At 66.3% G+C, this 25,858-nt stretch carries 23 protein-coding genes and 1 tRNA gene; 17 read left to right on the top strand and 7 right to left on the bottom strand.

Translation table 11 applies throughout. The annotated features are described in order from the left end of the window. The first annotated feature begins 38 nt into the window (after positions 1-38). Positions 39-114 (top strand) — tRNA-Ala (locus tag NYR55_RS12270). A 156-nt stretch (positions 115-270) separates the two neighbouring features. On the opposite strand, the gene infB is transcribed toward NYR55_RS12270, so the two are convergent. The 5 genes from infB to NYR55_RS12245 form a co-directional block, all read right to left on the bottom strand. Then, positions 271-2,928 (bottom strand): translation initiation factor IF-2, encoded by a 2,658-nt coding sequence (infB, locus tag NYR55_RS12265; RefSeq protein WP_260022369.1) that lies wholly within the window; start codon positions 2,926-2,928, stop codon positions 271-273. Between the two features lie 61 nt (positions 2,929-2,989). Then, positions 2,990-3,655, bottom strand: a complete 666-nt coding sequence (locus tag NYR55_RS12260; RefSeq protein ID WP_260021783.1) for a DUF448 domain-containing protein — start codon at positions 3,653-3,655, stop codon at positions 2,990-2,992. Positions 3,656-3,757: 102 nt separating this feature from the next. Continuing rightward, positions 3,758-5,380: a transcription termination factor NusA gene (gene nusA / locus NYR55_RS12255; RefSeq protein WP_260021781.1), complete on the bottom strand. Its 1,623-nt coding sequence runs from the start codon at positions 5,378-5,380 to the stop codon at positions 3,758-3,760. Positions 5,381-5,385: 5 nt separating this feature from the next. After that, positions 5,386-5,934 carry a ribosome maturation protein RimP gene (rimP, locus tag NYR55_RS12250; RefSeq protein WP_260021780.1) on the bottom strand — a complete coding sequence of 183 codons (549 nt, stop codon included), beginning with the start codon at positions 5,932-5,934 and terminating at the stop codon, positions 5,386-5,388. 154 nt (positions 5,935-6,088) lie between these two features. Further along, positions 6,089-8,065, bottom strand: coding sequence for a S9 family peptidase (locus NYR55_RS12245; protein ID WP_260021778.1), 1,977 nt, complete (start codon positions 8,063-8,065; stop codon positions 6,089-6,091). Positions 8,066-8,188: 123 nt separating this feature from the next. Between NYR55_RS12245 and NYR55_RS12240 the strand changes: the two genes are divergently transcribed. Continuing rightward, complete coding sequence (locus tag NYR55_RS12240; RefSeq protein ID WP_260021777.1) at positions 8,189-9,340, top strand: PQQ-dependent sugar dehydrogenase; 1,152 nt, start codon at positions 8,189-8,191, stop codon at positions 9,338-9,340. Positions 9,341-9,496: 156 nt separating this feature from the next. On the opposite strand, the gene NYR55_RS12235 is transcribed toward NYR55_RS12240, so the two are convergent. Next, on the bottom strand, positions 9,497-12,424 hold the full coding sequence (locus NYR55_RS12235) for an insulinase family protein (protein WP_260021776.1): 2,928 nt from the start codon (positions 12,422-12,424) through the stop codon (positions 9,497-9,499). A gap of 119 nt (positions 12,425-12,543) precedes the next feature. Here NYR55_RS12235 and NYR55_RS12230 point away from each other — a divergent pair, with 119 nt between their 5' ends. The 14 genes from NYR55_RS12230 (at position 12,544) to NYR55_RS12165 (ending at position 24,186) form a co-directional block, all read left to right on the top strand. Further along, the gene (locus tag NYR55_RS12230) at positions 12,544-13,119 is read left to right on the top strand and encodes a NifU family protein (RefSeq protein ID WP_260021775.1); all 576 of its coding nucleotides are present in this window, start codon (positions 12,544-12,546) and stop codon (positions 13,117-13,119) included. Between the two features lie 51 nt (positions 13,120-13,170). After that, positions 13,171-13,770 carry a malonic semialdehyde reductase gene (locus NYR55_RS12225; protein WP_260021774.1) on the top strand — a complete coding sequence of 200 codons (600 nt, stop codon included), beginning with the start codon at positions 13,171-13,173 and terminating at the stop codon, positions 13,768-13,770. 10 nt (positions 13,771-13,780) lie between these two features. Beyond that, on the top strand, positions 13,781-14,428 hold the full coding sequence (gene tsaB, locus NYR55_RS12220) for a tRNA (adenosine(37)-N6)-threonylcarbamoyltransferase complex dimerization subunit type 1 TsaB (protein ID WP_260021773.1): 648 nt from the start codon (positions 13,781-13,783) through the stop codon (positions 14,426-14,428). Further along, positions 14,425-14,919, top strand: coding sequence for a ribosomal protein S18-alanine N-acetyltransferase (rimI, locus tag NYR55_RS12215; protein ID WP_260021772.1), 495 nt, complete (start codon positions 14,425-14,427; stop codon positions 14,917-14,919). The genes tsaB and rimI overlap by 4 nt, the downstream gene beginning before the upstream one ends. 67 nt (positions 14,920-14,986) lie before the next feature. Continuing rightward, positions 14,987-15,403, top strand: coding sequence for a MucR family transcriptional regulator (locus NYR55_RS12210; protein WP_260021771.1), 417 nt, complete (start codon positions 14,987-14,989; stop codon positions 15,401-15,403). 123 nt (positions 15,404-15,526) lie between these two features. Next, the gene (locus NYR55_RS12205; protein ID WP_260021770.1) at positions 15,527-15,949 is read left to right on the top strand and encodes a Fur family transcriptional regulator; all 423 of its coding nucleotides are present in this window, start codon (positions 15,527-15,529) and stop codon (positions 15,947-15,949) included. An 11-nt stretch (positions 15,950-15,960) separates the two neighbouring features. Continuing rightward, positions 15,961-16,824 (top strand): lysophospholipid acyltransferase family protein, encoded by an 864-nt coding sequence (locus tag NYR55_RS12200; RefSeq protein ID WP_260022368.1) that lies wholly within the window; start codon positions 15,961-15,963, stop codon positions 16,822-16,824. A gap of 75 nt (positions 16,825-16,899) precedes the next feature. Continuing rightward, positions 16,900-18,228, top strand: a complete 1,329-nt coding sequence (miaB, locus tag NYR55_RS12195; RefSeq protein WP_260022367.1) for a tRNA (N6-isopentenyl adenosine(37)-C2)-methylthiotransferase MiaB — start codon at positions 16,900-16,902, stop codon at positions 18,226-18,228. Positions 18,229-18,311: 83 nt separating this feature from the next. Next, positions 18,312-18,929: a retropepsin-like aspartic protease gene (locus NYR55_RS12190; RefSeq protein WP_260021768.1), complete on the top strand. Its 618-nt coding sequence runs from the start codon at positions 18,312-18,314 to the stop codon at positions 18,927-18,929. Positions 18,930-19,039: 110 nt separating this feature from the next. Then, positions 19,040-20,107 (top strand): NAD(P)-dependent alcohol dehydrogenase, encoded by a 1,068-nt coding sequence (locus NYR55_RS12185; protein WP_260021766.1) that lies wholly within the window; start codon positions 19,040-19,042, stop codon positions 20,105-20,107. 208 nt (positions 20,108-20,315) lie between these two features. Next, complete coding sequence (locus tag NYR55_RS12180; protein ID WP_260021765.1) at positions 20,316-21,317, top strand: PhoH family protein; 1,002 nt, start codon at positions 20,316-20,318, stop codon at positions 21,315-21,317. Beyond that, positions 21,307-21,816, top strand: a complete 510-nt coding sequence (gene ybeY / locus NYR55_RS12175; protein ID WP_260021764.1) for an rRNA maturation RNase YbeY — start codon at positions 21,307-21,309, stop codon at positions 21,814-21,816. The genes NYR55_RS12180 and ybeY overlap by 11 nt, the downstream gene beginning before the upstream one ends. Before the next feature lie 8 nt (positions 21,817-21,824). Continuing rightward, complete coding sequence (locus NYR55_RS12170; protein ID WP_260021763.1) at positions 21,825-22,751, top strand: hemolysin family protein; 927 nt, start codon at positions 21,825-21,827, stop codon at positions 22,749-22,751. A 61-nt stretch (positions 22,752-22,812) separates the two neighbouring features. Further along, positions 22,813-24,186, top strand: a complete 1,374-nt coding sequence (locus NYR55_RS12165) for a sorbosone dehydrogenase family protein (protein WP_260021762.1) — start codon at positions 22,813-22,815, stop codon at positions 24,184-24,186. A 12-nt stretch (positions 24,187-24,198) separates the two neighbouring features. Here the strand turns inward: NYR55_RS12165 and NYR55_RS12160 are convergent, their stop codons facing one another. Then, positions 24,199-25,308: a GNAT family N-acetyltransferase gene (locus tag NYR55_RS12160; protein ID WP_260021761.1), complete on the bottom strand. Its 1,110-nt coding sequence runs from the start codon at positions 25,306-25,308 to the stop codon at positions 24,199-24,201. A gap of 87 nt (positions 25,309-25,395) precedes the next feature. Here NYR55_RS12160 and NYR55_RS12155 point away from each other — a divergent pair, with 87 nt between their 5' ends. After that, positions 25,396-25,857 (top strand): DUF2721 domain-containing protein, encoded by a 462-nt coding sequence (locus NYR55_RS12155; RefSeq protein WP_260022366.1) that lies wholly within the window; start codon positions 25,396-25,398, stop codon positions 25,855-25,857. Position 25,858: the final 1 nt, after the last annotated feature.

Here is a 25,858-nt window from a genome sequence, read left to right as displayed (position 1 = left end):
GCTAAGGGGAGCGCCTTCCGGCGATGCCGGGCGGGTGCGGGGCTGTAGCTCAGATGGGAGAGCGCTGCAATCGCACTGCAGAGGTCAGGGGTTCGATTCCCCTCAGCTCCACCAACCCCGCCCGCCGCCGGAACAAGGTTCCCCTGACATTGTAACCGCCCGCAGCGGCTCGTTTGAGCCGCCCCCGATGCGGGTCGGCGCATCCGCCATCCAACGGCAAAGGGCGGCCCGTTTCCGAGCCGCCCCCTGCTTTGTCCAGAAGTGTTGCGATTACAGCGTGCGGTCGCGCAGCTCCACTTCGAACGTTTCCAGGAAATCGCCCGGCTTGATGTCGGTGAAATTCTGGGTGAACGTCACGCCGCATTCCAGGCCCGCGCGCACTTCCGGCACATCGTCCTTAAACCGGCGCAGCGACGCGATTTCGCCCTGATAGATGATGACGTCGGCACGCGTGATGCGGGCCTTCAGCGCCTTGCGGATCGCGCCTTCGACAACCAGCAGACCGGCCGCCTTGCCATGCTTGCCCGCAGAGAACACCTCGCGGATTTCCGCACGGCCGACCACCGTTTCGAACGCTTCCGGACCCAGCTGGCCCGCCATGCCCGCCCGGATTTCGTCGGTCAGGTCATAGATGACGTCATAATATTTGAACGCCACCTTCTGCCGCTCGGCGATTTCGCGCGCCTTGGCATTGGGACGGACGTTGAACCCGATGATCGGCGCACCGGATGCCCCGGCCAGCGTCACATCGCTTTCGGTGATGCCGCCCACGCCCGAATGAAGGACGCGCGCCTTGATGTCGTCGGTGCTGATCTTGTTGATCGCAGCGACGATCGCCTCGACGGTCCCCTGCGTATCCGCCTTGACGACCAGCGGATATTCCATCGCCTGCTTGTCCTTCAGCGCACTGAACATGCTCTCAAGGCTGGCCGGGGTCTGGGTGGTCCGCTTCTGCTGGATGACGCTGGCGCGATAGGCGGCGACTTCGCGGGCACGTGCCTCGCTCTCCACCACCTGCAACAGGTCGCCGGCCATCGGCACGCCGGACAGGCCCAGCACCTCGACCGGAACGGACGGGCCGGCTTCCTTGACCTGACGGCCCTTGTCATCGACCAGCGCGCGCACCTTGCCGCTCTCCGCGCCGACAACGAACACGTCGCCGACCTTCAGCGTACCGCGATTGACCAGGATGGTGGCCACGGGGCCGCGACCCTTGTCCAGCTTCGCCTCGACCACCGTGCCTTCGGCCGAACGGTCGGGGTTGGCGCGCAGTTCGAGCAGTTCGGCCTGCAACTGGATCTTTTCGATCAGTTCATCCAGGCCCGTCTTCTTCAGCGCGGAAACCTCGACGTCCTGCGTCTCGCCGCCCATGCCCTCGACAATCACCTCATGCTCCAGCAGGCGCTCGCGCACCTTCTGGGGATTGGCGCTGTCCAGATCGACCTTGTTGATCGCCACGATCATCGGCACGCCGGCCGCCTTGGTGTGGTTGATCGCCTCGATCGTCTGCGGCATCAGGCCGTCATTGGCCGCCACCACCAGCACGACGATGTCGGTGACATTGGCACCGCGCGCCCGCATCTCGGTAAACGCTTCATGGCCCGGCGTGTCGAGGAACGTGATCTTCGACTTGTCCTTCAGCGTCACCTGATACGCGCCGATATGCTGGGTAATGCCACCGGCCTCGCCCTTGACCACATCGGTGCCGCGCAGGGCGTCGAGCAGCGAGGTCTTGCCGTGATCGACATGGCCCATGATCGTGACGACCGGCGGACGCGGCTGCAGCAGCTCCTCCGGATCGCTGGTCATGTCGCTCTGCAGATCGATGTCGCTGTCCGACACGCGCTGGATGTTGTGGCCGAATTCGGTCACCAGCAGTTCGGCGGTATCCTGATCGATCGTCTGGTTGACGGTGACCATCATGCCCATCTTGAACAGCGCCTTGACCAGATCGGCACCGCGCTCGGCCATGCGATTGGCCAGTTCCTGCACCGTGATCGCCTCTGGCACCACGACGTCGCGGACCTGCTTTTCGCGGGGCTGGCCCATGCCGCCCATATGCGACCGCTTTTCCTTTTCGCGCGCCCGCTTCAGCGCGGCCAGGCTGCGCGCACGCGCACCCTCGTCGCCGCCAAGCGCACGGTTGACGGTCAGCTTGCCCGACTGGCGCCGGTCATCGGCCTGACGACCGCGCGACGGCTGCTTGGCCGGCGGCTCGGACCGCTTGGGCGCGGGGGCCGGGCCGCCGCGATTGACGGGGGCCGACGGCGCAGCAGCGGTGGCAGCAGGCGCAGCCGCCTCGGCCGCGGGCCGCTGCTCTTCGCGCTTCGGGATTTCGGGGCGCTGCACCGGGGTAAAGCGGCGGGGCGCAGGCAGGCTGGGGTCCAGCCGCAATTCCGTGATCGGCTGGGGCGCTGCGGGCGCGGCGGGCTTGGCCGGGGCAGCGACGGGCGCAGGCTGCGGCTTGGCGGGCGCTTCGGCGACCGGTTCTGGCTCGGGGGCGGGTGCAGCTGCCTCTGCCTCGGCACGCGCCTTGGCTTCGGCACGACGCCGCTCTTCCTCGGCCGCTTCCTGCCGCTCGCGCTCCTCGCGGCGACGCGCTTCCTCCAGCGCGGTCATGCGCTGTTCTTCTGCCTCACGCAGCAGGCGGGCCTGACGCTCCTGCGCCGTCTCGCCGGCCGGGGCACGCGAAGGTGCGGGCGGCGGCGGCGGGGGCGGCGGCGGGGGAGCCGCGACCTGCGGTTCGGCCGGAGCCACGGTTTCCTCGCCCGGACGACCGATCACCCGCCGCCGCTTCACCTCCACCACAACGGTGTTGGAACGGCCATGGCTGAAGCTCTGCTTCACCTTGCCCGTCTCCACCGTGCGCTTCAGGCCCAGCGGCGCGCGTGCGCCCAGTTTCGGCTTGTCGTTGTCGGTATCGCTCATCCGGTTACTCTGATTTCCCATGTCGGACGGGATCGGCCCGTCCCTGATTTCATTCGTCTCGTCAGCCGCCGACAGCCGATGCCCCTTGCGAAGCAGTTTCGCAAGGTTGGGCATTGGGTGCGGGACCGATAAATCGCAGCCAGCGCTCGATGGCGTCCGTTATGCGCCGCGCGGCGCCGGAATCGATGACGCCGATATGGACGACATTTTCCCGGCCCAGCGCCATCGACAATATGGGGCGTTCCACCGGCAATGTCAGCCCCCTGCGGCCACCGCCCTCCTCGCCCATGCCCACACGCCATGCCTGGGCCAGCTTGCCGGCACCATCGGCCCCGGCATCGGCGGCATGGATCAGCAGGGCCAGCTTGCCCGCGCGCGCCTCTGCAGCGATCTTTTCCGATCCGGTCAGCACCGTTCCCGCCCGCGCTTCCAGCCCCAGCCGGTCAAGCGCCGCCTGGCGCAGCTGGGCCGCGATGCGACTGGCCAGATCGTCGGGCACGGTCAGCGTGTTGGTCTTGAATGCCCGCGACAGCGCACCGCGCAGCTTGCCGCGCGCCATGGCGTCGGTCAGCTCCGCCTGATCCGCGCCGATCCACGCCCCCCGCCCCGGCGCCTTGGCACGGATATCGGGCAGCACCTGCCCGTCAGGCGCCAGCGCCAGCCGGATCAGGCCGTCGCGCGGCGCTTCCTCGCGCGACAGGATACAAGTGCGGACCGGATCGCTCATGCGCGCGCCTCCGGTCCGGACATGGCGCATCCCTGCCCCCGACCATCGGCCGGGGGAATGAATGGACCAGCGTTACCCGCGTCAGGGCTTAGCCGTGGCCGATCATTGCTCGGAATCCGCAACTGCGTCCTCCTGAGCTTCGGCCGCGTCGTCATCGGCGAACCAATGCGCGCGCGCGGCCATGATGATCTCGTTGCCCTGTTCCTCGCTCAGCCCATACTGGGCCAGGATGCCGCCCTTGTCCTCGGCGCGCTGCGGGGCCGTGTCGTTGCCGCGGCGACGCGGCTCGGCCCGCTTCTTGGCGACCAGCTCGTCGGTGGCCAGGTCCGCCAGATCGTCCAGCGTCTTGATCCCCGCCTTGCCCAGCGTGACCAGCATCGCTTCGGTCATATAGGGGATGTCGGCCAGCGCGTCCTCGACGCCAAGCGCACGCCGCGCCTCGCGGTTCGCCTCTTCCCGGCGGTCGAGTGCTTCCTGCGCACGGCTTTGCAGCTCCTGCGCCAGCTCCTCGTCAAACCCTTCGATGCTGGCCAGTTCGTCCAGCTCGACATAGGCGACTTCTTCCAGCTCGGTGAAGCCTTCGGCAACCAGCAGCTGGGCCAGCGTCTCGTCGACGTCCAGTTCCTTTTCGAACAGGGCGGTGCGCTCGACAAACTCCTGCTGCCGCTTTTCGCTGGCATCCGTCTCGGTCAGGATGTCGATGCCCTTGCCGGTCAGCTGGCTGGCCAGGCGGACATTCTGGCCGCGGCGGCCGATCGCCAGCGACAGCTGGTCGTCGGGCACCACGACTTCGATCCGGTCCTCTTCCTCGTCGATCACGACGCGGGCGACATTGGCCGGCTGCAACGCGTTGACGACAAAAGTTGCCGTGTCGGGCGACCAGGGGATGATGTCGATCTTTTCGCCCTGCATTTCCTGCACGACGGCCTGCACGCGGCTGCCCTTCATGCCGACGCAGGCGCCGACGGGGTCGATGCTCGAATCATGGCTGATCACGCCGATCTTGGCGCGGCTGCCCGGATCGCGGGCCGCGGCCTTGATCTCGATGATGCCGTCATAGATTTCCGGAACTTCCTGCGCGAACAGCTTCTTCATGAATTCGGGATGCGCGCGGCTCAGGAAGATCTGCGGCCCCCGGTTTTCACGGCGAACGTTCAGGATGATCGACCGAACGCGATCGTTCACACGGACGACTTCGCGCGGGATTTGCTGGTCGCGGCGGATGACGCCCTCTGCCCGGCCCAGATCGACGACGACATGGCCGAACTCGACGCGCTTGACGACGCCGGTGATGATCTCGCCCTGGCGGTCCTTGAATTCCTCGAACTGCCGCTCGCGCTCGGCATCGCGGACCTTCTGAAAGATGATCTGCTTCGACGCCTGGGCCTGGATGCGGCCGAATTCGATGGGGGGCAGCGGATCGACGATGTAATCGCCGACCACGGCACCCTTTTGCAGCTTCTGCGCCTGGGCGACATCGACCTGCTTGAAGAAATCGTCGACGGCCTCGACCACCTCGACGACGCGCCACAGGCGCAGGTCGCCGGACTGGGGGTCCAGCTTGGCGCGGATGTCGTTTTCGACGCCATAGCGGGTCTTGGCGGCGCGCTGGATCGCTTCTTCCAGCGCCTCGATCACGATGGCGCGGTCGATCAGCTTTTCGCGCGCGACCGAATCGGCGATCGCGATCAGTTCGGCCTTGTTGGCGGAAACGGCGGTGGCCATTCCTCTTATCCTTCCACTTCGATGATCTCGTCGGCGCCATCGGCCGAGAGGGGTTGGGTTGCGGCAATCAGCCGGTCGGTCATCACGAGCTTTGCATCCTCGATCAGCGCGAACGGCACATGGTGCTGGACGCCCTGCGCATCGACGATCTGGATCACCTCGCCGGTCGGCTCGACACCGGCCAGGTCGCCCTTGAACTGCTTGCGCCCGTCCAGCTTTTCGGAAAGCGTGATCCGCGCCTCATGCCCGGCCCAGTCGGCGAAATCGCCGATGCGGGTCAGCGGCCGGTCGATGCCGGGCGAGGATACTTCCAGGCGATAGGCATGGTCGATCGGGTCGCGCCCTGCGGCCTCCAGCGCGTCCATCGCATCGGAAATGCGGCGCGACAGCGCGGCGCAATCGTCGATGGTCAGCTGGCGCGTCTCGGGCCGTTCGGCCATCACCTGCAGCGTGGGGTCCGACGTGCCGCCATACATCTTGACGCGCACCAGATCGAAACCGAGCGCACGCGCCTCCGGCTCGATAATCTGGGTCAGGGCGGCGAGATTGGCCATCGGCACTCCGGTTGATGCATCCATGCGCTTTCGGTGCCGGACCCGGTGGGGCCCGACCTCGGCACGTTTGACGATGTCGAGAAAGCACCTGCTCTATACGCCGAAGCGCCGCGCGCCACAAGCCCGGATGGAGCGGCGGGAAATCCGCGACGGCTCAGGCGGGGTTATGCTGTCTCAGAAACGCCTCGACCCGCTGCAGGAAATCGGTCGCCACCGCCGGATCGCTGAAACTGTGCCCCTCCTCCGGATACACGACATAGTCGTGCGGCTTGCCCAGCTTTTCCAGCGCCTCGTGCAGCCGCCGCGACTGATACAGCGGTACATTGTCATCCTTGGCGCCGTGACCGATCAACAGCGGAATGTTGATGCGCTCGGCCGCCTTGATCGGCGATATCTGCGCCAGCTTGAAATCATCATCGCCCCTGACCCGGTCCCGCCAGTCCATGAAATACCGCGTCGCCGCCAGCTTGCGCGCATCATAGCGCAGCATCGACGCCACGTCGGAAATCCCGGCCCAGCTGATCGCACAGCGATAAATGTCCGGGTTTCGCACCGCTGCCCACATTGCGGCATAGCCGCCATAGGATCCGCCCATGATGCAGACGCGCTTGGGATCGACGATCCCCCGCTCGATCAGCCAGCGGACGCCGTCGTCCACATCGTCCTGCATGCCCCGGCCCCATTCGCCGGTGCCCTTCGCCACGAACTGGCGACCATAGCCGGTCGATCCGCGGAAATTGGGCTGCAACACCACATAGCCGCGCGCCGCCAGGAACTGCACCCAGGCATCGAATCCCCATTCGTCCCGCGCAAACGGCCCGCCATGCGGCATGACGATCAGCGGCAGCGCCTTTGCCTCGCGCCCCTTGGGCAGGGTCAGATAGGCGGGAATAATCAGGCCATCGCGCGCCGCATAGCTGACCGGCTCCATCGGGCTCAGCCGCGCCCGGTCGACCGGCGGAAACGGGTCGATCAGCAGCGACAGCGCGCGCTTCGCCGAGTCATACAAATAATAAGCGCCGCGATCCGTATCGGAACCGCTGAACACCAGGATGCGCGCATCGTCCTGGCTGCGCGACACGATCGTGTTGGTCATGCCCGGCAAAGCGCGGTCGATCTTCGCCTGAAGCTGCTTCATCGCCTCGTTGACCCACAGCGTCCGCGGCCGATCATCGGCATACCAGACCGCCTCGATCTCGCCCGCGCCGCTGACTTCATAATCGCTGATGTCGTACCCGTCGGCACCATAGAGCTTTTCGCCAAGCTCGCTCTTGGCGAAATCAAAGCGGTGGACGGCGAACCGGCCATTCTCGTCCGTCGTCGTCACATAGCCCTGGTCGCTGCCGGGCAGGATGGTGAACCCGTCGATCGGCCGACTCGCCGTGCCGCGCTTTGCCTGTTCAACGGCGACGCTGAACGCCTCTTTCTCGCTGGATCGATACAGCAGCGACCAGCCCGTATCCGCATGGCGAATGCCGACGCGGACCACGCCGGTCGAATCGGCGACATAATTCCAGACCTGACCCCTGGGCGTCAGCAACAGCTTGGCCCTGCCCGTCGCCAGATCGAACCGAAACACGGACGGATATTCGTACGGCGTGGCCTGGGTCGACAGGATCACATAGCCGCCATCCTTGTCGACATACATGATGTCGTCGCCGTCAAAGCTCTGTTCCTTCAATCCGATGAAGATGGAGCGGCCCGTCTTCAGATCGAGCGCGGCCAGGCGCGTCGCGCGCCGATCCTCGCCCTCCCATCTGCTGATCAGGGAAAAGCTGACGAGCAAACGGTCATTGCCCGCCCAGCGCATCCATTCGACGGTCAGCCCCTCGGGCACCGCGATGCGCCGCATCCCCTGGGTCGGCGTATCCACCTTCGCAATCAGCAATCTCGTGCCAATCGACAGCTTGCCGATCCCGGCTATGTGGGTCCCGTCGGGCGAGAGCTGCGGCGACAGGATCGCGGCATTCGCGCCCATATCGGCGGCGGATACGGCCGGCCCCGCGGCCACCCTGTCCCCCGCCGGCTTGTCCGCAGCCGGGCTATCCCCAACCGCCTTGTCCTGAACCGCCTTGCCATGCGCGACCGTGCCGATCAGCACCAACGCACTCAACAGCCCCCTGAAACGCATATACACCCCCTCTTTGTCGGGGCTGATCTTGTCGATCGACTGTGGCGGATGCAACTATTGCCAGTTAAGGCCGGATCAATTCCAATCCGCAATGGTTCCACAATCCGAACCCAAGTATAGAGGATGCGTTTCATGATGAAATTTCAGGCATCGATCATCGCCCTCGCGTTCGCGGCGGCGGCCTGTGGACAGGCGGGCGACGCGGCGGCGCAGAACAGCCCGACGACGGGCAAGGCGGCCGATGCCTTCACCATTGCCGAAGTTGCGGATTTCACCGCGCCCTGGGCGATGACGTTCCTGCCCGACGGCCGCGCGCTGGTGACGGAAAAGGCGGGCGAGCTTGTCCTGCTGTCCGCCGATGGCAAAACAAAGACCGTCGTGGCGACGATCCCCGGCGTGGATGCAGAGGGTCAGGGCGGCCTGATGGATGTCGTCCTTCATCCCCAATTCGCGTCCAACGGCATGGTCTATCTCAGCTATTCCACCGCCGGAAATGGCGGCAAGGGCGTGGTGCTCGCCCGCGGCAAGATGGTGGACGGCCCCGCCCCCCGGCTCGACGGGCTGACCACGATCTTTACCGCCGCCCCGTTCGTGGAGGGCGCGGGCCATTATTCGGGCCGCATCGCCTTTGCCCCCGACGGGCATCTGTTCTTCACCAATGGCGAGCGGCAGAAGTTCGATCCGGCACAGGATCCAAAGGCAACGCTGGGCAAGGTGCTTCGGCTGAAGGACGACGGCACGCCCGCGGGCGATCCCGGCCTGACGGCAAAGGGATTCCATCCCGCCGTGTGGAGCTATGGCCACCGCAACCTGCTGGGCATCGCGTTCGATGGTGCGGGCAATCTGTGGGAACAGGAAATGGGGCCAAAGGGCGGGGACGAGGTGAACCTGGTGCTGCCCGGCCGCAACTATGGCTATCCCATCGTGTCCGACGGCGATCATTATGATGGCAAGGATATTCCCGATCACAGCACCCGGCCCGAGTTCGAAAAGCCCAAGGTTTCCTGGAACCCGGTGATCTCGCCCGGCGGCCTGATCGTCTATTCCGGCACGATGTTCCCCGATTATCGCGGCGACATCTTCATCGGCGGCCTGTCGTCCCAGTCGCTGGTCCATGTAAAGGTGACGGGCACGGACGCGGCAAAGGCGGATCAATGGGACATGGGCGCCCGCATCCGCGAGGTGGAACAAGGGCCAAAGGGCGAATTGTTCGTGCTTGAGGACGGCGGGCGCGGGTCGCAGGGCCGGCTGCTCAAACTGACGCCAAAGGGGTGATCAAATCCGTCGGGCGCGCGCGCCGGTTGCACTCGCGCTGACCCTTTCAGGGTTCGCGAGGCACCGGATGGCGCGCTCCGTGTGCTGGAGGACGGCGCGACCGGCCGCCTCCGCCGCCTGCTCCCCGCCGCCTGAGGCAGCGGGGCAGCGCGCCGGTCAGCGGCCGGCCGGGGCGGCAGCGGCCGTGGCCGCCGGCTTGGCATCGGGCACCACCGCCAGCTTCCACGCCTTGCCCGGCACCAGATATTTGGCGGCCAGTGCCTGGATTTCCTCCGGGCTAGACCGGGTGAAATCCTCGATCAGCGTGTTGACGGCGGCCAGCCGGGTCGGGTCCTGCGTCCCGCCCTCGGTCTGCTGCATCCAGAACATGTTGCCGCTGGCATAGCGGGAAATAAGCTGCAGCGTCGGCACCACCGCCCGGCGATATTCGTCCGGGCTGACCGGATTGGCGGCCAGATCGGCGGCAATCTCTCCGGCCAGCTTGAAGAAGAAATCGGTCTTGTCCGGCGGCACCTGGCCGATGGCCATGATCGATCCGCCGGCGGGCAGGCCGACCGGCCACTGGTTGGCGACGTTGGGCGTATAGCTGACCCCGGCTTGCGAACGCAGCTGGTCGAACAACCGGTCGCGGAAGATCGCGGCCAGCAATTCCAGCTTGCGGCTTTCCGCAATGCCCGCGCTGCCCCCGCCGGTGGGCCATGCGATGACAGCCGCTGCCTGATCCTCCTGCCCGCGATGGGTGCGGGTCACCGGCTGGTCGACCGGCTTGGCAAAGGCGATGCCCGCGGTGCTGGCGGGCGCATCGCGCCGCTTGGCCAGCGCACCGATCGTCTCGGCCACCGCCGCAACGGCGGTTTCGGCCGGCACGTCGCCGAACACCTGAACCTCGACCGGCCCGGTTGCCAGCAACGGCTCCCACAGCTTGCGGAACGCCGCCGGGGTCGTCGCCTCGATCGCGGCACGGTCCGGCTGGCCCCAGCGCGGATCGCCGTTCATCATCAACCGGTCCAGTTCCGCCGACAAAACGCTGTCGGGCGACAGGTCGCGGGTATCATATCCGGCCAGCGCCACGGCGCGTGCCCGCTCGACCACGCGCGGGTCCCATGCGGGCTTGGCCAGCTTGGCCGCGATCAGGCGCAACTGATCCTTCAGGTCCGCCGGCGTCGTCTGCGCGGCCAGGACGAAACTGTCATCCTCGACGGCGAACTGCATCCCGATCTGCCGCCCCGCCGTCATCCGGTCGATCTCGTCCTGCGACAGATCGCCGATGCCGCCGGGCAACAGGGCCAGCCCCGCCGCCCATGCCGCGCTTTCGCGCCCGCGCGGCAATGCCTGCCGGCCGCGGCCAAAGCGGACCTTCACATACACCTTGCCGGTCTCGGCATCGTTGGAAAACAGCAGCAGCTTCGATCCATTGGCATAATCCACCTGCTCGACCGCCGGGTCGGTCAGCGCCGCCTTGCGCGCGACAACCTTGCCCGGCTGGCCCAGCTTGGGCAGCTGATCGAAACTGACGGCGCGCTGCTCGGTCTGCGTGGTCGGCACCGTCACCGGCGCATCCAGCGCGGCGGCCAGCTTGGCCTCAACGCCGTCGCCGCCCTTGGGCGTGTTGATCAGCGCGCGGCGGGCCGTGCCCTGCATCAGCTTTTCCAGCGACGCCTTGATCCGCGCGGGCACGAAAAAGCCCTTGTCGACCGCGCCCTTGAATATTTCCAGCGACATTACCGGCCCGGCCACGGTTTCGCGGATGCTGACCGCTTCGGCCAGATTGTCGGCGATCAGCGCGCCTGCCTCGACCCGCGCGGTTGCCACGGCGGTTTCCAGCCCGGACCGGAACACGGCAACCTCCTGATCGATCTCCGCCTGGGCGGGCGGCACCGCGATCAGTTCGGCAACCGCCGTGCGCACATCGCGCAGCGCCGCCTGCCAGTCATCGCCCAGCGGCAGGATCTGCAAACTGGTGACATTGGCCGACCGCGACACATCGTCCAGCGACGCCTGCGCGCTGATGAAACTGCCCCCGGCGCGGGCGCGCGATTCCAGACGGCGGTTCAGCACCTGAACCGCCAGCCAGTCGATCATCCGTTCCTGATTGAACAGGATCGTGTCCGCCTCGATCGCCCATGGCCGGACATAGGCATAGGACAGCATGGGCGGCAGCGCCGGTTCGGTCACCACCCGCACTTCCTTGCCCGTCGCGACCGGCTTTCCGAAATCCGGCTCGGCCGGGGCCGGCCCTTCGGCTTTCCAGTCGGAAAAATGCTTTTTTACCGCCGCTTCCAGCGCCGCGGGATCGGCATCGCCGACAATGATCACCACCGCCCGGTCGGGACGATACCAGCGTTTGTGAAACGCATTGACCGTGGCGGCCGTCGCGCCCTGCAACGTCGGGATGGTGCCGATGGGCGATCGTTCCGCAATCGGCTGTCCCTGAAACATATGTTCGCGGCTGGCATCGGACATCCGCACCTGTGCCCCCGGCCGCTCGCGCAGTTCGGCCAGCACCACCGGGCGTTCGGCGTCCAGCGCCTGCTGCGTCAGCACGGGGCCGGTCATCATGCCCGACAGGATGCGCAGGCTTTCGTCCAGCCCCTCCGGCGTCGCGGCGGGCAGGTCCAGCTTGTACACGGTCTGGGTAAAGCTGGTCGATGCGTTGCTGTCCGCGCCGAACGTCACGCCCAGCCGCTGCCACACCCGTTTCGATTCGCCGTCCGGCACATGTTCGGACCCGCGCACGGTCAGATGCTCCAGCAAATGGGCAAAGCCGCGCTCATGATCCTGTTCCATCAGCGACCCGGCATCGATCGCGACGCGCACAGACACCTGTTGCGGCGGCACGCCATTGTTCCGCACGGCATAGCGCAGGCCGTTGGGCAGCACGCCGAACGTCCAGGCGCGATCCGGCGGAATGTCGCTGCCCTTGAACAGCCACGGCACATCGTCCGCCTGCGCTGCGGTCGGCGTCGCTGGCGCGGCCGGCGTCGCTGGCGGCGACTGGACGGTCTGGGCATCGCCACTGGCGGGCAGGAACAGGGTGGCGGCGACAAGGGCCGCGACGGGCGACAGACGCTTGATGGACAGCATGGGGATAAGCCTAGCGAGGTTTAAGATGAACGGCCAGTGAAGTTGCCGGGCCAATTTTGCAGCTGATTTTGCCCCTGTGGCCGGTTGATCCTTTGCACCGGCTCGCCCACATGGATGCCATGTTGATCGAAACCGAAGCAACGCCCAACCCGGCCACGCTAAAATTCCTGCCCGGCCGGGTCGTCATGGATGCGGGAACCCGCGACTTCGCCTCGCCGGAAGAGGCGGAGGCGTCGCCGCTTGCCGCCGCGATCTTTGGCCTGGGCGATGTCGTCGGCGTGTTTTTCGGCCGCGATTTCGTGTCGGTGTCCATCGCGCCGGGCGCGCAATGGTCGGATGTAAAGCCGGACGTGCTGGCCATCCTGCTCGATCATTTCTCGGCCGGAATGCCGCTGTTTGCCCCTGGCAGCGCGGCGGGGATCAGCGTGCCCGCCGATGACGCTGCGACCGACGACGATCCGGCGGATGCCGAAATCGTCGCGCAGATCCGCGAACTGATCGACACCCGCGTCCGCCCGGCCGTCGCCAATGACGGCGGCGACATCGTCTATCGCGGGTTCCGTGAGGGCAAGGTGTTCCTGCAGATGCAGGGCGCGTGCTCCGGCTGCCCGTCGTCCACCGCAACGCTGAAACAGGGCATCGAACAGTTGCTGAAATATTATGTGCCCGAAGTGACGGAAGTCCGGGCCGTTTGATCCGATGGCGCGTTCTGCGCCGACCCCTTACCTGACCGGGAGAATATCTGAATGGGCACGCCGATCGACGATGCCGCGCTGGATACGCTGTTCCGTACCGCGCGCACCTTTAATGGCTTTACCGACGCGCCGGTGACGGCGGAACACATCCACGCCATCTATGACCTGCTCAAGATGGGGCCGACCAGCGCGAACCAGCAGCCCGCCCGGTTCATCTGGTGCCTCAGCGATGCGGCAAAGGAACGGCTGGCCGACTGTGCATCCGGTACCAATGCCGAAAAGATCCGCGCCGCGCCGGCCAGCGTGGTCATCGGCATGGACCTGAATTTCCATGAACAGCTGCCCTGGCTGTTCCCGCATACCGACGCACGCAGCTGGTTCGCCGGGGATGACAAGGCAGAGGCGCGCCGCATCAGCGCGTTCCGCAACAGCTCGCTTCAGGGCGCGTATTTCATTCTGGCCGCCCGCGCCGTCGGGCTGGACACCGGCCCGATGTCGGGGTTCGACGAGGATCGGCTGAACCAGACCTTCTTTGCCGACCAGCCGGACGTCCGCGTCAACTTCATCTCGACGCTTGGCGTTGGCGATCCGTCGACAATCTTCGATCGCAGCCCCCGTCCGGCATTTGACAAATTCAACCGGATCGACTGACGACCGGGGCGTGAAGACGCTCGTCATTGATACGGCCACCGCCGCCTGCTCCGTCGCTTTGTTCGACGGGGACAGGCTGGTCGGGTCGGGCCACGAAACCGTTGGGCGCGGCCATGCCGAACGGCTGGTCCCGATGATCGCCGACCTGCCCGGCGGCGGCCGCGCCGACCAGGTGCTGGTCGATTGCGGACCGGGCAGCTTTACCGGCGTTCGCGTCGGCCTGGCCGCCGCCATCGGCCTTGGCATCGGCTGGGGTGTTCCGGTGTCGGGCTATTCCTCCATGGCGCTGATCGCTGCGGCCGCACCGGGCGATGGCCCGCTGTCGGTGGCGATCATCGGCGGCCATGGCGAATTGTTCGTGCAGGCATTTGATCGCCACCCGCTCGCCCCGGCCGATGCGCTCCGCTCGCTCATCCCCGCTGCCGCGATCGAAGCGGTGGCCGGCCGGCCCGTCTTTGGCAGCGCCGCCGATCAGCTGACGGCACTCGCCCCCGGCATCGATGCGCACGACGCGCTGCCGGATGCGGCACGGGCCATGCTGCTGCCCCCGGCACTGCGCGCCCTGCCCGCCCGCCCCATCTATGGCCGCGCACCCGATGCGAAGGTAAAGGGTGCAGCCGCCACCCCCGCCATTCCGGCCGGAACCGACGCGGCATGATCCAGCTGATCGACGGCGACAGCGCGCGGCTGGACGAGGTTGGCCGGATCATGGCCGCCGCCTTCGACCCGCGCTATGGCGAGGCATGGACCGCAGCGCAGGTCAGCGGGATGCTCAGCCTGCCCGGCGTGTGGCTGTGCATCGCGCTCACCGATCGCGGCGCCGCCGGCTTTGCGTTGACCCGCATGATCGTGGACGAGGCGGAACTGCTGCTGCTCGCCGTCGATCCGGCCAGCCAGAAACGCGGCATTGGCGCCACGCTGCTGCGATCGGTGTTCCTGCGCGCCCAGGATCGCCAGTTGAAACGGCTCCATCTGGAAGTACGGGCAAACAACCCGGCAATTAAGTTATATCAAGGATTTGGCTTTGAACGCGTCGGAGTTCGGCCCGGCTATTATCGCGGTTCCGACAATCAACTACATGATGCGTTCAGCTATAGCATCGATTTGCACCAGAGTGGGATGAACAGCCCAATTTCCAGTTGCGTTTGATCCGATTCGGACCGATAGGACAATGTACCGAGCGTAAGAACAGACAATCGGGTCGAAAGGAACATCAATGTCGCAGTCTATCGAAATCAACGAAACGCTTGTCACACTCACTGCAGACATCGTTGCTGCCCATGTGAGCAACAACAGCGTCGCTGTATCGGATCTGCCGCTGATCATTCAGAATGTTCACAACGCGCTGGCCGGTCTGGGCACCGTCGCGCCGGAACCTGAAGTGAAGCAGGAGCCCGCCGTTTCGGTCCGCGCCTCGATCAAGCCCGATTACATCGTGTGCCTTGAGGACGGAAAGAAGCTGAAGATGCTGAAGCGTCACCTGATGACGCATTATCAGATGACCCCCGAACAGTATCGGGCCAAGTGGAACCTGCCCGCCGACTATCCCATGGTCGCACCGAATTATGCCGAACAGCGCCGCAGCCTGGCCAAGAAGATCGGCCTGGGCACCGCGCGTCGCAAGGCGCGCTGATCCATCCGCGATCGCGCAGCGGAATAAACGGGGGGCGTGCGGCATGATCTGTGCCGTGCGCCCCCCTTTTTTCATGCGGCACAACGCATTACACCCCTGGGGTAACAGACAAGGATTCCCGCCATGCCCCGTAAGATCGACCTGGAAACACTGTGCCATGAAAAGGGGCTTCGCATCACTGATCAGCGCCGCGTGATCGCCAAGGTGCTGTCGGAAGCGGACGACCATCCCGATGTCGAAAAGGTGTATGAGCGCGCATCCGCCATCGACAGCGGCATTTCGATTGCCACCGTCTATCGCACCGTCCGCTTGTTCGAAGAGGCCGGGATTCTGGACCGTCACGAATTCGGCGACGGCCGGGCGCGGTACGAACCGGCCCCCGAAACGCATCACGATCACCTGATCGACGTCGAAACCGGCCGGGTGATCGAATTTGTCGATCCGGAAATTGAATTGCTGCAGAAACAGATTGCGGAACGGCTGGGCTTCCGCCTGGTCGACCATCGGATGGAGCTGTACGGCGTCGCCCTCGACCGCAAGGGGTGAGCCAGACCGCAATGGCCCCGGACGAACTGCGCGCCCGCGCTCTGGCCGGGGAAGTGACGCCGGTCGATGCGGCCGGTCGCCTGCGCATCGTTCTGCGCGCTGCCGGGCTGCTCGCCCTGCTGATCCTGTGCGTGCCGCTGCATTATCTGTTCCGGCTGTTCCGGCTTGGCTCGCCCTGGCCGAAATTCTTTCTGGGCAGCGTGGCACGCGTCTGCGGCGCGCGGGTGCGCACCATCGGCACGCCGCTGCGCCGCGATGTGTTCTTTGTCGCCAACCATGTCTCGTGGATCGACATTCTAGCGCTTGGCGGGGCAAGCGGCACGGCGTTCGTGGCCAAGGCGGAACTGGCCACCGCGCCCATGGTCGGCTGGCTCGCGGGCCTCAACCGCACGGTTTACGTCAAGCGCGAAAACCGGATGGGCGTGGCGGATCAGATCAATACGCTGCGCAATGCCCTGGCCGACAACTGGTCGATCACCGTGTTCCCCGAAGGGACGACGACCGACAACGCCTCGTTGCTGCCGTTCAAGACGCCGATGCTGCGCGTCCTTGAACCCCCGCCGCCCGGCGTGCTGGTTCAGCCGGTGGTGCTGTTCTATGGCGCTGTCGGTGAGGAGATTGGCTGGATCGGGGAGGAAGGGGGCCTCAACAATGCCCGCCGCGTCCTGTCCCGCCGGGGCAGCTTTCCGGTCGAGGTCCATTATCTCGATCCGTTCGATCCCAACGACGTGCCGGGGCGAAAGGCGATTGCCGCCGAAAGCCGCCGGCGGATTGAGGAACGCCTGACCACCCTGCTCGGCCATCCCCCCCGCCCCTTCGCGCATATGGTCGAGGCGGTGCGGTACAAGGCGGAGCCAGCGTCGCCGGATGCCTGATCGCGGCGCATCGCACCGATGCCCGCCCGCGTCCGGCCCGCCCGCTGCCATTTGCGCCCCCGCTCCGGCTCGCCTATAGGCGCGGCCATCATGAAACCCGCGCCCAAAACCTATGCCGTCAAGTCGTTCGGCTGCCAGATGAACGTCTATGACGGCGAGCGCATGGCCGAACTGATGGCCGAACAGGGCCTGGCCGCGACCGATGCGGCGTCGGCCGATCTGGTCATTCTGAACACCTGCCACATCCGCGAAAAGGCGACGGAAAAGGTCTATTCGGAAATCGGCCGCCTGCGAAAGGACGGACGAAAGCCGATGATCGCGGTCGCTGGCTGCGTCGCCCAGGCAGAGGGCGAGGAAATCGCGCGCCGGGCAAAGGTGGACGTGGTCGTCGGGCCACAGGCGTATCACAACCTGCCCGAACTGGTCAGCACCGCGGCGGAAAAGGGGCTGGCGCTCGACACGGACATGCCGCCCGAACTGAAATTCGCATCCCTGCCCGCCCGGCGAAAGGTCGGCCCGTCGGCGTTCCTGACGGTGCAGGAGGGGTGCGACAAATTCTGCACCTATTGCGTCGTCCCCTATACCCGCGGCGCAGAGGTCAGCCGGCCGTTCGCCGCGATTGTCGAAGAGGCGCGGTCGCTGGTCGGTGCCGGCGCGCGCGAAATCACGCTGCTGGGTCAGAACGTCAATGCCTGGCGCGATGCGGACGGGCGCGGCCTCGAAAAGCTGGCGGAAACGCTGGCCGAAATCCCCGGCCTTGCCCGCATCCGCTATACCACCAGCCATCCCAATGACATGACCGACGGCCTGATCGCCGCGCACCGCGATCTGCCGCAACTGATGCCGTTCCTGCATCTGCCGGTCCAGTCGGGCAATGACCGGGTGCTGCGCGCGATGAACCGCAGCCACAGCCGCGACAGCTATCTGCGCATCCTGGACCGCGTGCGCGCGGTGCGGCCCGACATCGCCCTGTCCGGCGATTTCATCGTCGGCTTTCCGGGCGAGACGGAGGCAGAGTTCGCCGATACGCTCAGCCTGGTCGATGCCGTCGGCTATGCCCAGTGTTTCAGCTTCAAATATTCGCCGCGCCCCGGCACGCCCGCCGCGACGATGGACGATGCGGTCCCCGCCGAGGTGATGGACGATCGCCTGCAACGGCTTCAGGCGGCGCTCAACCGCGATCAGATCGCGTTCAACCGCGCCACGGTCGGCCGGACCTGCGACGTGCTGATCGAACGGACCGGCAAATATCCGGGTCAGATGCTGGGCAAATCGCCCTGGCTGCAATCGGTCATCGTCACCGGCGATCATGCCATCGGCGACATTGTCACCGTCCGTATCGCAGAGGCCGGGCCGAACAGCCTGATGGGCGTGGTGGAACGGGAAACCCCCGCCGCCGCCTGACCGGGTACGATGCCGATTGGCAGCGGCGATTCCCGCCCTACATTGGTGCAACTGAAACGCTTTGCTTGCGGTTGTCGCCCCTGATGGTCCTGTCGCCCACGCCTGAATGGCAACCGCTCGCCCTCTATGCGCTGGGCGGCGCATTGCTGCTGATCCTGCTGTTCAACCTGCCCTATATCGGGCGGGCGATCCGGGCGCTGTTCACACTTGGCCTGATGGCGCTGTGCCTGTTCCTGGTGATCCGCCATGCGCCGTTCGATCCCACGCTGTCCGGGATCACCCGCTGGCTGGGCATCGAACAACAGTCGGTCGTGGGGCGCGAAGTGCGCATCCCCATGGCGCGCGACGGGCATTTCTGGGCCAGGGTCAGCCTGAACGGCACGGAACGGCGGATGCTGATCGACAGCGGCGCGACGATCACCGCCATCTCCGCCGAAACCGCCGATGCCGCCGGAATCGCGCGGGAGGAAAATCCGGTGCCCGTGATTCTTCAGACCGCGAACGGATCGGTCGAGGCCGCGACCGGCCGCATCGACCGGCTGACGCTGGGCGGCATCACTGCAACCCGCCTGCCCGTCGTGATTTCGCCCGCGCTGGGCCGCGTCGACGTGATCGGGATGAACTTTTTGTCCGATTTGCAATCCTGGCGGGTGGAGGGGCGCACCCTGATCCTGGTGCCGCGGCCAGCCGAACCGGCCTGATTTTCCGGCCTGCCGCCCTTTTCCCCGTGGCGGGCCACCCCATATGCGCGTCCCAAGGCCGCTTCGCGTGGCGGCCGCAACCATCCAAAAAATGAATAAGGGAGCCCCCTATGACTCGCGAAACCCTTGCCTATGCCGCGCAGGCGCCAACGACGCCGCTCGCCCCTTTCACCTTTGACCGGCGCGATCCCGGCCCGCGCGATGTGGCCATCGACATCGCCTATTGCGGCGTCTGCCATTCTGATCTGCACACCGCGCGCGGCGAATGGGCGGGCACGCTCTTTCCGTGCGTGCCGGGCCACGAAATCGTCGGCACGGTAACCGCCGTGGGCAGCGAAGTGACCAAGTTCGCCGTGGGCGACACCGTGGGCGTCGGCTGCATGGTCGACAGCTGCCGCACCTGCCCGTCCTGCGATGCGGGCGAAGAGCAATATTGCACCGGCACCGGCTTTGTCGGCACCTATAACGGTCCGGACAAGCATCTGGGCGGTCATACCCTGGGCGGTTATTCCGACCATATCGTCGTCGATCAGGATTTCGTGCTGACCGTCCGTCACGACGCCGCCGATCTGGCCGCCGTCGCGCCGCTGCTGTGCGCCGGCATCACCACCTATTCGCCGCTCAAGCACTGGGGTGCCGGTCCGGGGAAAAAGGTGGGCATCGTCGGCCTTGGCGGCCTTGGCCATATGGGCGTCAAGATCGCCGCCGCGATGGGCGCCGAAGTGCACGTCTTTTCGACCTCGCCCGGCAAGCGCGACGATGCGCTGCGGCTTGGCGCGACCGACCTGATCGTGTCGAAGGACGCGGATCAGATGGCGGCACAGGCCGGCACCTTCGACCTCATCCTCAACACCGTCGCGGCCAGCCACGACCTGGATCCGCTGCTCGCCTGCCTCAAGCGGGACGGCACGATGGTGCTGGTCGGCGTGCCGGAACATCCGCACCCGGCGCTCAACATCGGCACGCTGGTCTTTGCCCGCCGCGCGCTGGCGGGATCGCTGATCGGCGGCATTGCAGAGACGCAGGAGATGCTGGATTTCTGTCATCAGCATGGCCTCACCTCGGATATCGAGATGATCGACATGGCGGAAATCAACACCGCCTATGATCGCATGGTGAAAAGCGACGTCAAATACCGCTTCGTCATCGACATCGCCTCGATGAAGCAGGCGGCCTGACGCCCTGCCCCGCCCCGGCCGGTTGGGCCGGGGCGGGCAATAAAATCCTGTCCAGCGGGCGCGCCTTCTGCCACATTCGTCGGCGCATGAAGCGACTCCGCTCCCTTGCGGTCCCCTCTCCCCGCCATCCCGGTGATCGCGCGCCCGTTCGCTGCCGGCCTGTCGCCCCGTGCATCCAATCCGCCGCTTCATCCGTTGAAAGGACCGCATGAGCAGAAAGCCCGTCCCAGCCCAGCCCGGTGAACGCAGCCGTGTCGAGGTCGTGTTCGACCGGCCCCAGTTGCTGCCCCGCCTGTTCGGCGAATTCGATGCCAACCTTCTGGCGCTGGAGGAGCGGCTGGGCGTCTATATCACCGCGCGCGGCGACCGGGTGGGGATCGAGGGGACGGCCGATTCGGTGGCTCAGGCGCGCGAGGTGCTGCTGGAACTGCAGGCCCGCGTCATCCGGGGCGAGGCGGTGGACACCGGCCTGATCGAAGCCGTCATCGCCATGTCGAACCAGCCGACGCTGAACGGCATCATTCGTCAGGATATGGACGGCGCACCGCCGATCATGATCCGCACGCGCAAGAAGACCATTGTTCCGCGCAGCCTGACCCAGGCGCATTACATGCGCGAGCTGACCCGCAACGACATCATCTTCGCGCTTGGCCCGGCGGGCACCGGCAAGACCTATATCGCGGTGGCACAGGCGGTCAGCCAGCTGATCACCGGCAGCGTGCAGCGCCTGATCCTGTCCCGCCCGGCGGTGGAGGCGGGTGAAAAGCTGGGCTTTCTGCCCGGCGACATGAAGGACAAGGTCGATCCCTATCTGCGCCCGCTCTATGACGCGCTCAACGACTGCCTGCCGGCGGAACAGGTCGAACGGCGCATCGCGAGCGGCGAGATCGAGATTGCGCCCATCGCCTTCATGCGCGGCCGCACCCTTGCCGACGCCTTCGTCATCCTGGACGAGGCGCAGAACACGACGCCGATGCAGATGAAGATGTTCCTGACGCGGTTCGGCCAGAACAGCCGCATGGTGGTGTGCGGCGACCCCAATCAGACCGACCTTCCCGGCGGCACCCGCGCCTCCGGCCTCAACGATGCGGTCGACCGGCTTGAGGGCGTGGAGGGCCTGTCCATGGTCCGCTTCGGCATCGGCGATGTCGTCCGACACCCGATTGTCGGCCGCATCGTCGAGAAGTATGAGGGCCAGGATGCTGGATAGCGCCGTCATTGTCGAGGAACCCTGGCCTCAGGGCGATTGGGAAACGCTGGCCGTTCGTGCGGTCGATGCGGCGATCACGCGCACGCCCTATGCCGATTGGCGTGGCGCGCCGCAGATGGTCGAACTGGCCATCCGCCTGACCAGCGATGACGAGGTGCACGCGCTCAACCGCGACTATCGGCAAAAGGACAAGCCGACCAACGTCCTGTCCTTTCCGATGATCCAGCCCGATCTGCTCGACACGGTCACGCAGAACAGCGACGATGGCGAAGTGCTGCTGGGCGACATCGTCCTCGCGCACGGCGTCTGCGCGGCAGAGGCGGCGGAGCGGGAAATTTCGCTTCAGGATCACGCAAGCCACTTGATCGTTCATGGTTGCCTGCATTTATTGGGCTATGATCATCTGGGGGACGCGGAAGCGGAGGCCATGGAAGCGATCGAGCGCGATGCGCTTGCCGCGCTCGGCCTGCACGATCCCTACCCCGTTCGCGAGGATTGACGACCACCATGCCAGAGGGCCCCAGTAGCAGCACGTCCAGCCAGCAAGGCGACACCGGCGACGGCGGAAGTATCTGGCGGGGCCTGCGCGCCCTGCTGTTCGGCAACGAACATTCCGAAACGCTGCGCACCCGGATCGAGGCGGCGATTGTCGAGCATGAGGCGGAGGACGAAGCCCCGCTGGCCGGCGATCTGGCCCCCATCGAACGGCAGATGCTGCGCAACCTCCTTCATTTCGGCGAGCGCGATGCCGGCGATGTCGGCGTGCCGCGCGCGGACATGACGGCGGTCGAGGAAAACACCCCCTTCGATCAGGTCGTCGCCCTGTTTGCCGAGGCGCGGCACAGCCGCCTGCCCGTTTATCGCGACAATCTGGATGCGGTGATCGGCATGGTGCACATGAAGGATGTGTTCGGCATCCTGGCGGGCACCGCGCCCCGGCCCGACACGATCAAGGGCCTGATCCGCCAGCCGCTTTACGTGCCGCAATCCATGGGCGTGCTCGACCTGCTCGCCCGGATGCAGTCCAGCCACACGCACCTTGCCATCGTGCTCGACGAATATACCGGGACCGAGGGGCTGGTGACGATCGAGGATCTGGTCGAGGAAATCGTCGGCGAGATCGAGGACGAGCATGACGAGGCGCCGACCGAGCTGTTGATCCCCATCGATGATGGCGCGTGGGAAGCCGATGGCCGTGCCGAGCTGGAGGATGTGGGCGAGCGCGTCGATGCGCGCCTGGCCGAGGTGGACGAGGATGTGGAAACGCTGGGCGGGCTTGCCATCGTCCTGGCCGGCCATGTGCCCCATCCGGGCGAACGGGTGATCCACGACAGCGGATGGTGTCTTGAGGTGGTGGAGGCCGATCAGCGGCGGGTGACGCGCCTGCGCCTTCATCCCCCGCTGGAAACGGTCGAGGCGCTGGCGGACGAATAACCGCCCGATCATCGCCCGCCGGGCCTTGGCCATGGCGTGCGGCTGTCCTATCTGCAACGCCATGGCCAAGTTCAGAAAAGCGCTTCTTCCCCTGGGGCTGATTGCCGTTGCCGGCATCGGCGCCGCCACCTGGGTCCTGTGGCCCGACACGGCGCGGCTCGCGCTGGCCGATGTGATGGGCACCCAGCCCCGGATCACCCCGCCGCGCAGCCAGACGATCCCCACGGTTCGCGTGGCAAAGGCGGTCGGCTGGCCCGATGGCGCGATGCCGGTCGCCGCGCCGGGGCTGAAGGTGGAACGCTATGCCGCGGGGCTGGATCATCCGCGCTGGCTCTATCGCCTGCCCAATGGCGACATGCTGGTCGCCGAAACCGCCGCGCCCCCGGCAGCCGAGGACTCCAAGGGCTTTTCGATCGAAAACATGGTGATGGGCGTGCTGATGAAGCGCGCAGGCGCAGCCGTGCCCTCCGCCAACCGCATCACCCTGTTGCGGGACAGCGACGGCGATGGCCGCGTCGACCTGAAGACGCCGTTCATCACCGGCCTCAACAGCCCGTTCGGAATGCAGCTTGTCGGCGACTGGTTCTATGTCGCCAACAACGACGCGCTGGTCCGCTTTCGCTACACCGCCGGGGCGACCCGGATCGACGGCCCTGCGGAAAAGGTCGTCGATCTGCCCGCGGGCGGCAATCACTGGACGCGCAATGTCATCGCCAATCCCGATGGGTCGGGGTCGCTGCTGGTCGCGGTCGGCTCCACCTCGAACATCGCGGAAAAGGGGCTTGAGATCGAGCGCAACCGCGCCGCGATCCTTGAGGTATTCCCGGATCGAAAGACGTTCCGCATCTATGCCGGCGGCCTGCGCAATCCCGTCGGCCTGGCCATCGAACCGGCCAGCAACGCGGTGTGGACCGTGGTCAACGAACGCGACATGCTCGGTTCCGATCTGCCGCCCGATTACATGGCGCGCGTCGGCTTCGGCAAATTCTATGGCTGGCCCTGGTCCTATTGGGGCGGATATGAGGATCGCCGCGTCGAACCGCGCCGCCGCGACATGCTGGAATACAGCGCCCGGCCCGATTACGCGCTTGGCCCGCACACCGCCTCGCTCGGCCTCAGCTTCGCCGCCGACACCCGGCTCGGCCAGCGGTTCGCCAACGGCGCGTTTGTCGGCCAGCACGGATCGTGGAACCGCGTGCCCGTGTCGGGGTACAAGGTCGTGTTCGTACCGTTCGGCAGCAACGGCTATCCGGTCAAGGGTGCCAAGCCGGTCGATGTGCTGTCGGGCTTTCTGGATGCGGATGGTCAGGCGATGGGCCGGCCGGTCGGCGTGATCGCCGATGCCACAGGCGCGCTGCTGGTCGCGGACGATGTCGGCAACGTCATCTGGCGGGTCAGTGCCGCCGGCGCACCGCCAAAGGTCGCTGCCCGCTAAACTCCGCCTGGTTTACTGGTCGCGGTTGCCGCTGCGCCGCCACAGCCCGGCCAGCGCCCGCGCGGCCGCCGCGCTGACGCCGGGCCGCACGAACAGCCAGTCGCGGATCGCCGGCCCGGCCTCTGCCCCGATCACGCCCTTGTACCCGCTATCGCCAGCGCCCCAGTCGACCAGCGTGATCCCGTCCTCGATCGCGCGCACCAGATTGCGGTAATAGAGCAGCTTGCCCGGCGAGTGCTTCGCAACCGCGGGATCGTAACTGTTGGCGATCGCATATTTCAGCGCGCCGGCATTCAGATCGAAGGAAAAGGCCATCGGCTTGCCATCGATGTGCAGCATCGCCGCCCACATCATGCCCGCAATCACCGGATCGGCCGCCGCCGCCCGCCAGAATGCGCCATGCCCGTCCTCGGTGAACTTGGCATCCGACCCATCGGTGCGCGATGCGATCCAGCTTGCCCGCTCCACCTCGGCCAGCGCGTCGAACCGCGCCGCCGTCCAGTCGCCGCCGCTGACGAACGACCATTCCAGAGCGCCATGCGCGCCCAGATGCTTTTCGTGGAACCGGTTTTTCTTCAGCGTCGACGTGCGCGGCCACGCTCCCTCGGTCTGGCGCGCGGCGATATCCAGCACGAAACTGGTCGCCACCGGCCGCGAAATCGCTGCCCATCCGCTGGCCGCCGCGCCCTGACGCAATGCCTCCAGCGCCGGATCGCCGTCATAGACCGGCCCCAGCCGGATCGCCCGCGCCTCCGCACGCGCCGCATTCAACAGCGCCGATGCCGCCCCGGCCACATCGCACGCCGTGTCCACCGGCACGCTGCGAAACGGCCAATAGCATCCCGGCACCTGCATCATGCCCGCCCGCGCCGCCATCGGATTGCCGACGGGGACCAGCGGCATCGCCAGCACCGGACGGCCGGCCTCCCCGACCACCAGCGTCAGCGCGGTCCCGCCATAGGCATCCAGCGCCGCTTGAAACCATGCCCGGCGCAGGAACCGGTGGCTGTGCGGCGCGGCTGCCGCCACCGCGTCCAGCGCCGCGGATACGCCCGGTTCAACCCGCACATCGTGCGTCGGGCCAATCGGCTGGAAATCGGCAGGGCGCATTGGCTGGTTCATGCCAGCCGGTCGATAACGCATCTTTCTTACCAACCCGTAGAAACCGGTTGCCTCAACCGTGCCGCCCCTGAAATAACGATGACCATGATGTTCCAAGGCCCGATGATCGCGACGATCGCCCAGACCATTCAGGCTGCGATAGCGCCGGTCTTTCTGCTGGCCGGGCTGGGGGCCATCCTCAACGTCCTGGCCGGGCGGCTGGCGCGGATCGTCGATCGCGTGCGAAAGCTTGAGGAACTGCACCCGCGCTCCACCGGGCCGGAACATGACCGCCATGTCTGGGAACTGCGCATCCTCGACCAGCGGATATCGGTCATCAATTCCGCCCTTGGCCTGTGCGTCGCCTGTGCCGTCCTGATTTCGATGGTCGTCGCCATGCTGTTCGCGGCACAGCTTGGCGACCTGCATATCGGCTCCGCCATCGCGATCGCCTTCATCCTGGCGATGATCCTGCTCACCGCCGGGCTGATCCTGTTCCTGATCGAGGTGCGCCTGTCGCTCCGGTCAATCCATGTCCGCAAAGAATTGCTGGAGCGCGAAAAGCAGTGAC

This window comes from Sphingomonas sp. BGYR3 (assembly GCF_025153455.1).
Classification (GTDB): Bacteria; Pseudomonadota; Alphaproteobacteria; order Sphingomonadales; family Sphingomonadaceae; genus Sphingomonas.
This window is presented reverse-complemented; position numbering and strand designations above follow the sequence as displayed.

Excerpts from the sequence above, each read along its gene's own strand:
- infB (WP_260022369.1), bottom strand. The coding sequence starts at position 2,928 with ATGAGCGATACCGACAACGACAAGCCGAAACTGGGCGCACGCGCGCCG.
- NYR55_RS12260 (WP_260021783.1), bottom strand. The coding sequence starts at position 3,655 with ATGAGCGATCCGGTCCGCACTTGTATCCTGTCGCGCGAGGAAGCGCCG.
- nusA (WP_260021781.1), bottom strand. The coding sequence starts at position 5,380 with ATGGCCACCGCCGTTTCCGCCAACAAGGCCGAACTGATCGCGATCGCC.
- rimP (WP_260021780.1), bottom strand. The coding sequence starts at position 5,934 with ATGGCCAATCTCGCCGCCCTGACCCAGATTATCGAGCCGGAGGCGCGT.
- NYR55_RS12245 (WP_260021778.1), bottom strand. The coding sequence starts at position 8,065 with ATGCGTTTCAGGGGGCTGTTGAGTGCGTTGGTGCTGATCGGCACGGTC.
- NYR55_RS12240 (WP_260021777.1), top strand. The coding sequence starts at position 8,189 with ATGCGTTTCATGATGAAATTTCAGGCATCGATCATCGCCCTCGCGTTC.
- NYR55_RS12235 (WP_260021776.1), bottom strand. The coding sequence starts at position 12,424 with ATGCTGTCCATCAAGCGTCTGTCGCCCGTCGCGGCCCTTGTCGCCGCC.
- NYR55_RS12230 (WP_260021775.1), top strand. The coding sequence starts at position 12,544 with ATGTTGATCGAAACCGAAGCAACGCCCAACCCGGCCACGCTAAAATTC.
- NYR55_RS12225 (WP_260021774.1), top strand. The coding sequence starts at position 13,171 with ATGGGCACGCCGATCGACGATGCCGCGCTGGATACGCTGTTCCGTACC.
- rimI (WP_260021772.1), top strand. The coding sequence starts at position 14,425 with ATGATCCAGCTGATCGACGGCGACAGCGCGCGGCTGGACGAGGTTGGC.
- NYR55_RS12210 (WP_260021771.1), top strand. The coding sequence starts at position 14,987 with ATGTCGCAGTCTATCGAAATCAACGAAACGCTTGTCACACTCACTGCA.
- NYR55_RS12205 (WP_260021770.1), top strand. The coding sequence starts at position 15,527 with ATGCCCCGTAAGATCGACCTGGAAACACTGTGCCATGAAAAGGGGCTT.
- NYR55_RS12200 (WP_260022368.1), top strand. The coding sequence starts at position 15,961 with ATGGCCCCGGACGAACTGCGCGCCCGCGCTCTGGCCGGGGAAGTGACG.
- NYR55_RS12190 (WP_260021768.1), top strand. The coding sequence starts at position 18,312 with ATGGTCCTGTCGCCCACGCCTGAATGGCAACCGCTCGCCCTCTATGCG.
- NYR55_RS12185 (WP_260021766.1), top strand. The coding sequence starts at position 19,040 with ATGACTCGCGAAACCCTTGCCTATGCCGCGCAGGCGCCAACGACGCCG.
- NYR55_RS12180 (WP_260021765.1), top strand. The coding sequence starts at position 20,316 with ATGAGCAGAAAGCCCGTCCCAGCCCAGCCCGGTGAACGCAGCCGTGTC.
- ybeY (WP_260021764.1), top strand. The coding sequence starts at position 21,307 with ATGCTGGATAGCGCCGTCATTGTCGAGGAACCCTGGCCTCAGGGCGAT.
- NYR55_RS12170 (WP_260021763.1), top strand. The coding sequence starts at position 21,825 with ATGCCAGAGGGCCCCAGTAGCAGCACGTCCAGCCAGCAAGGCGACACC.
- NYR55_RS12165 (WP_260021762.1), top strand. The coding sequence starts at position 22,813 with ATGGCCAAGTTCAGAAAAGCGCTTCTTCCCCTGGGGCTGATTGCCGTT.
- NYR55_RS12160 (WP_260021761.1), bottom strand. The coding sequence starts at position 25,308 with ATGAACCAGCCAATGCGCCCTGCCGATTTCCAGCCGATTGGCCCGACG.
- NYR55_RS12155 (WP_260022366.1), top strand. The coding sequence starts at position 25,396 with ATGTTCCAAGGCCCGATGATCGCGACGATCGCCCAGACCATTCAGGCT.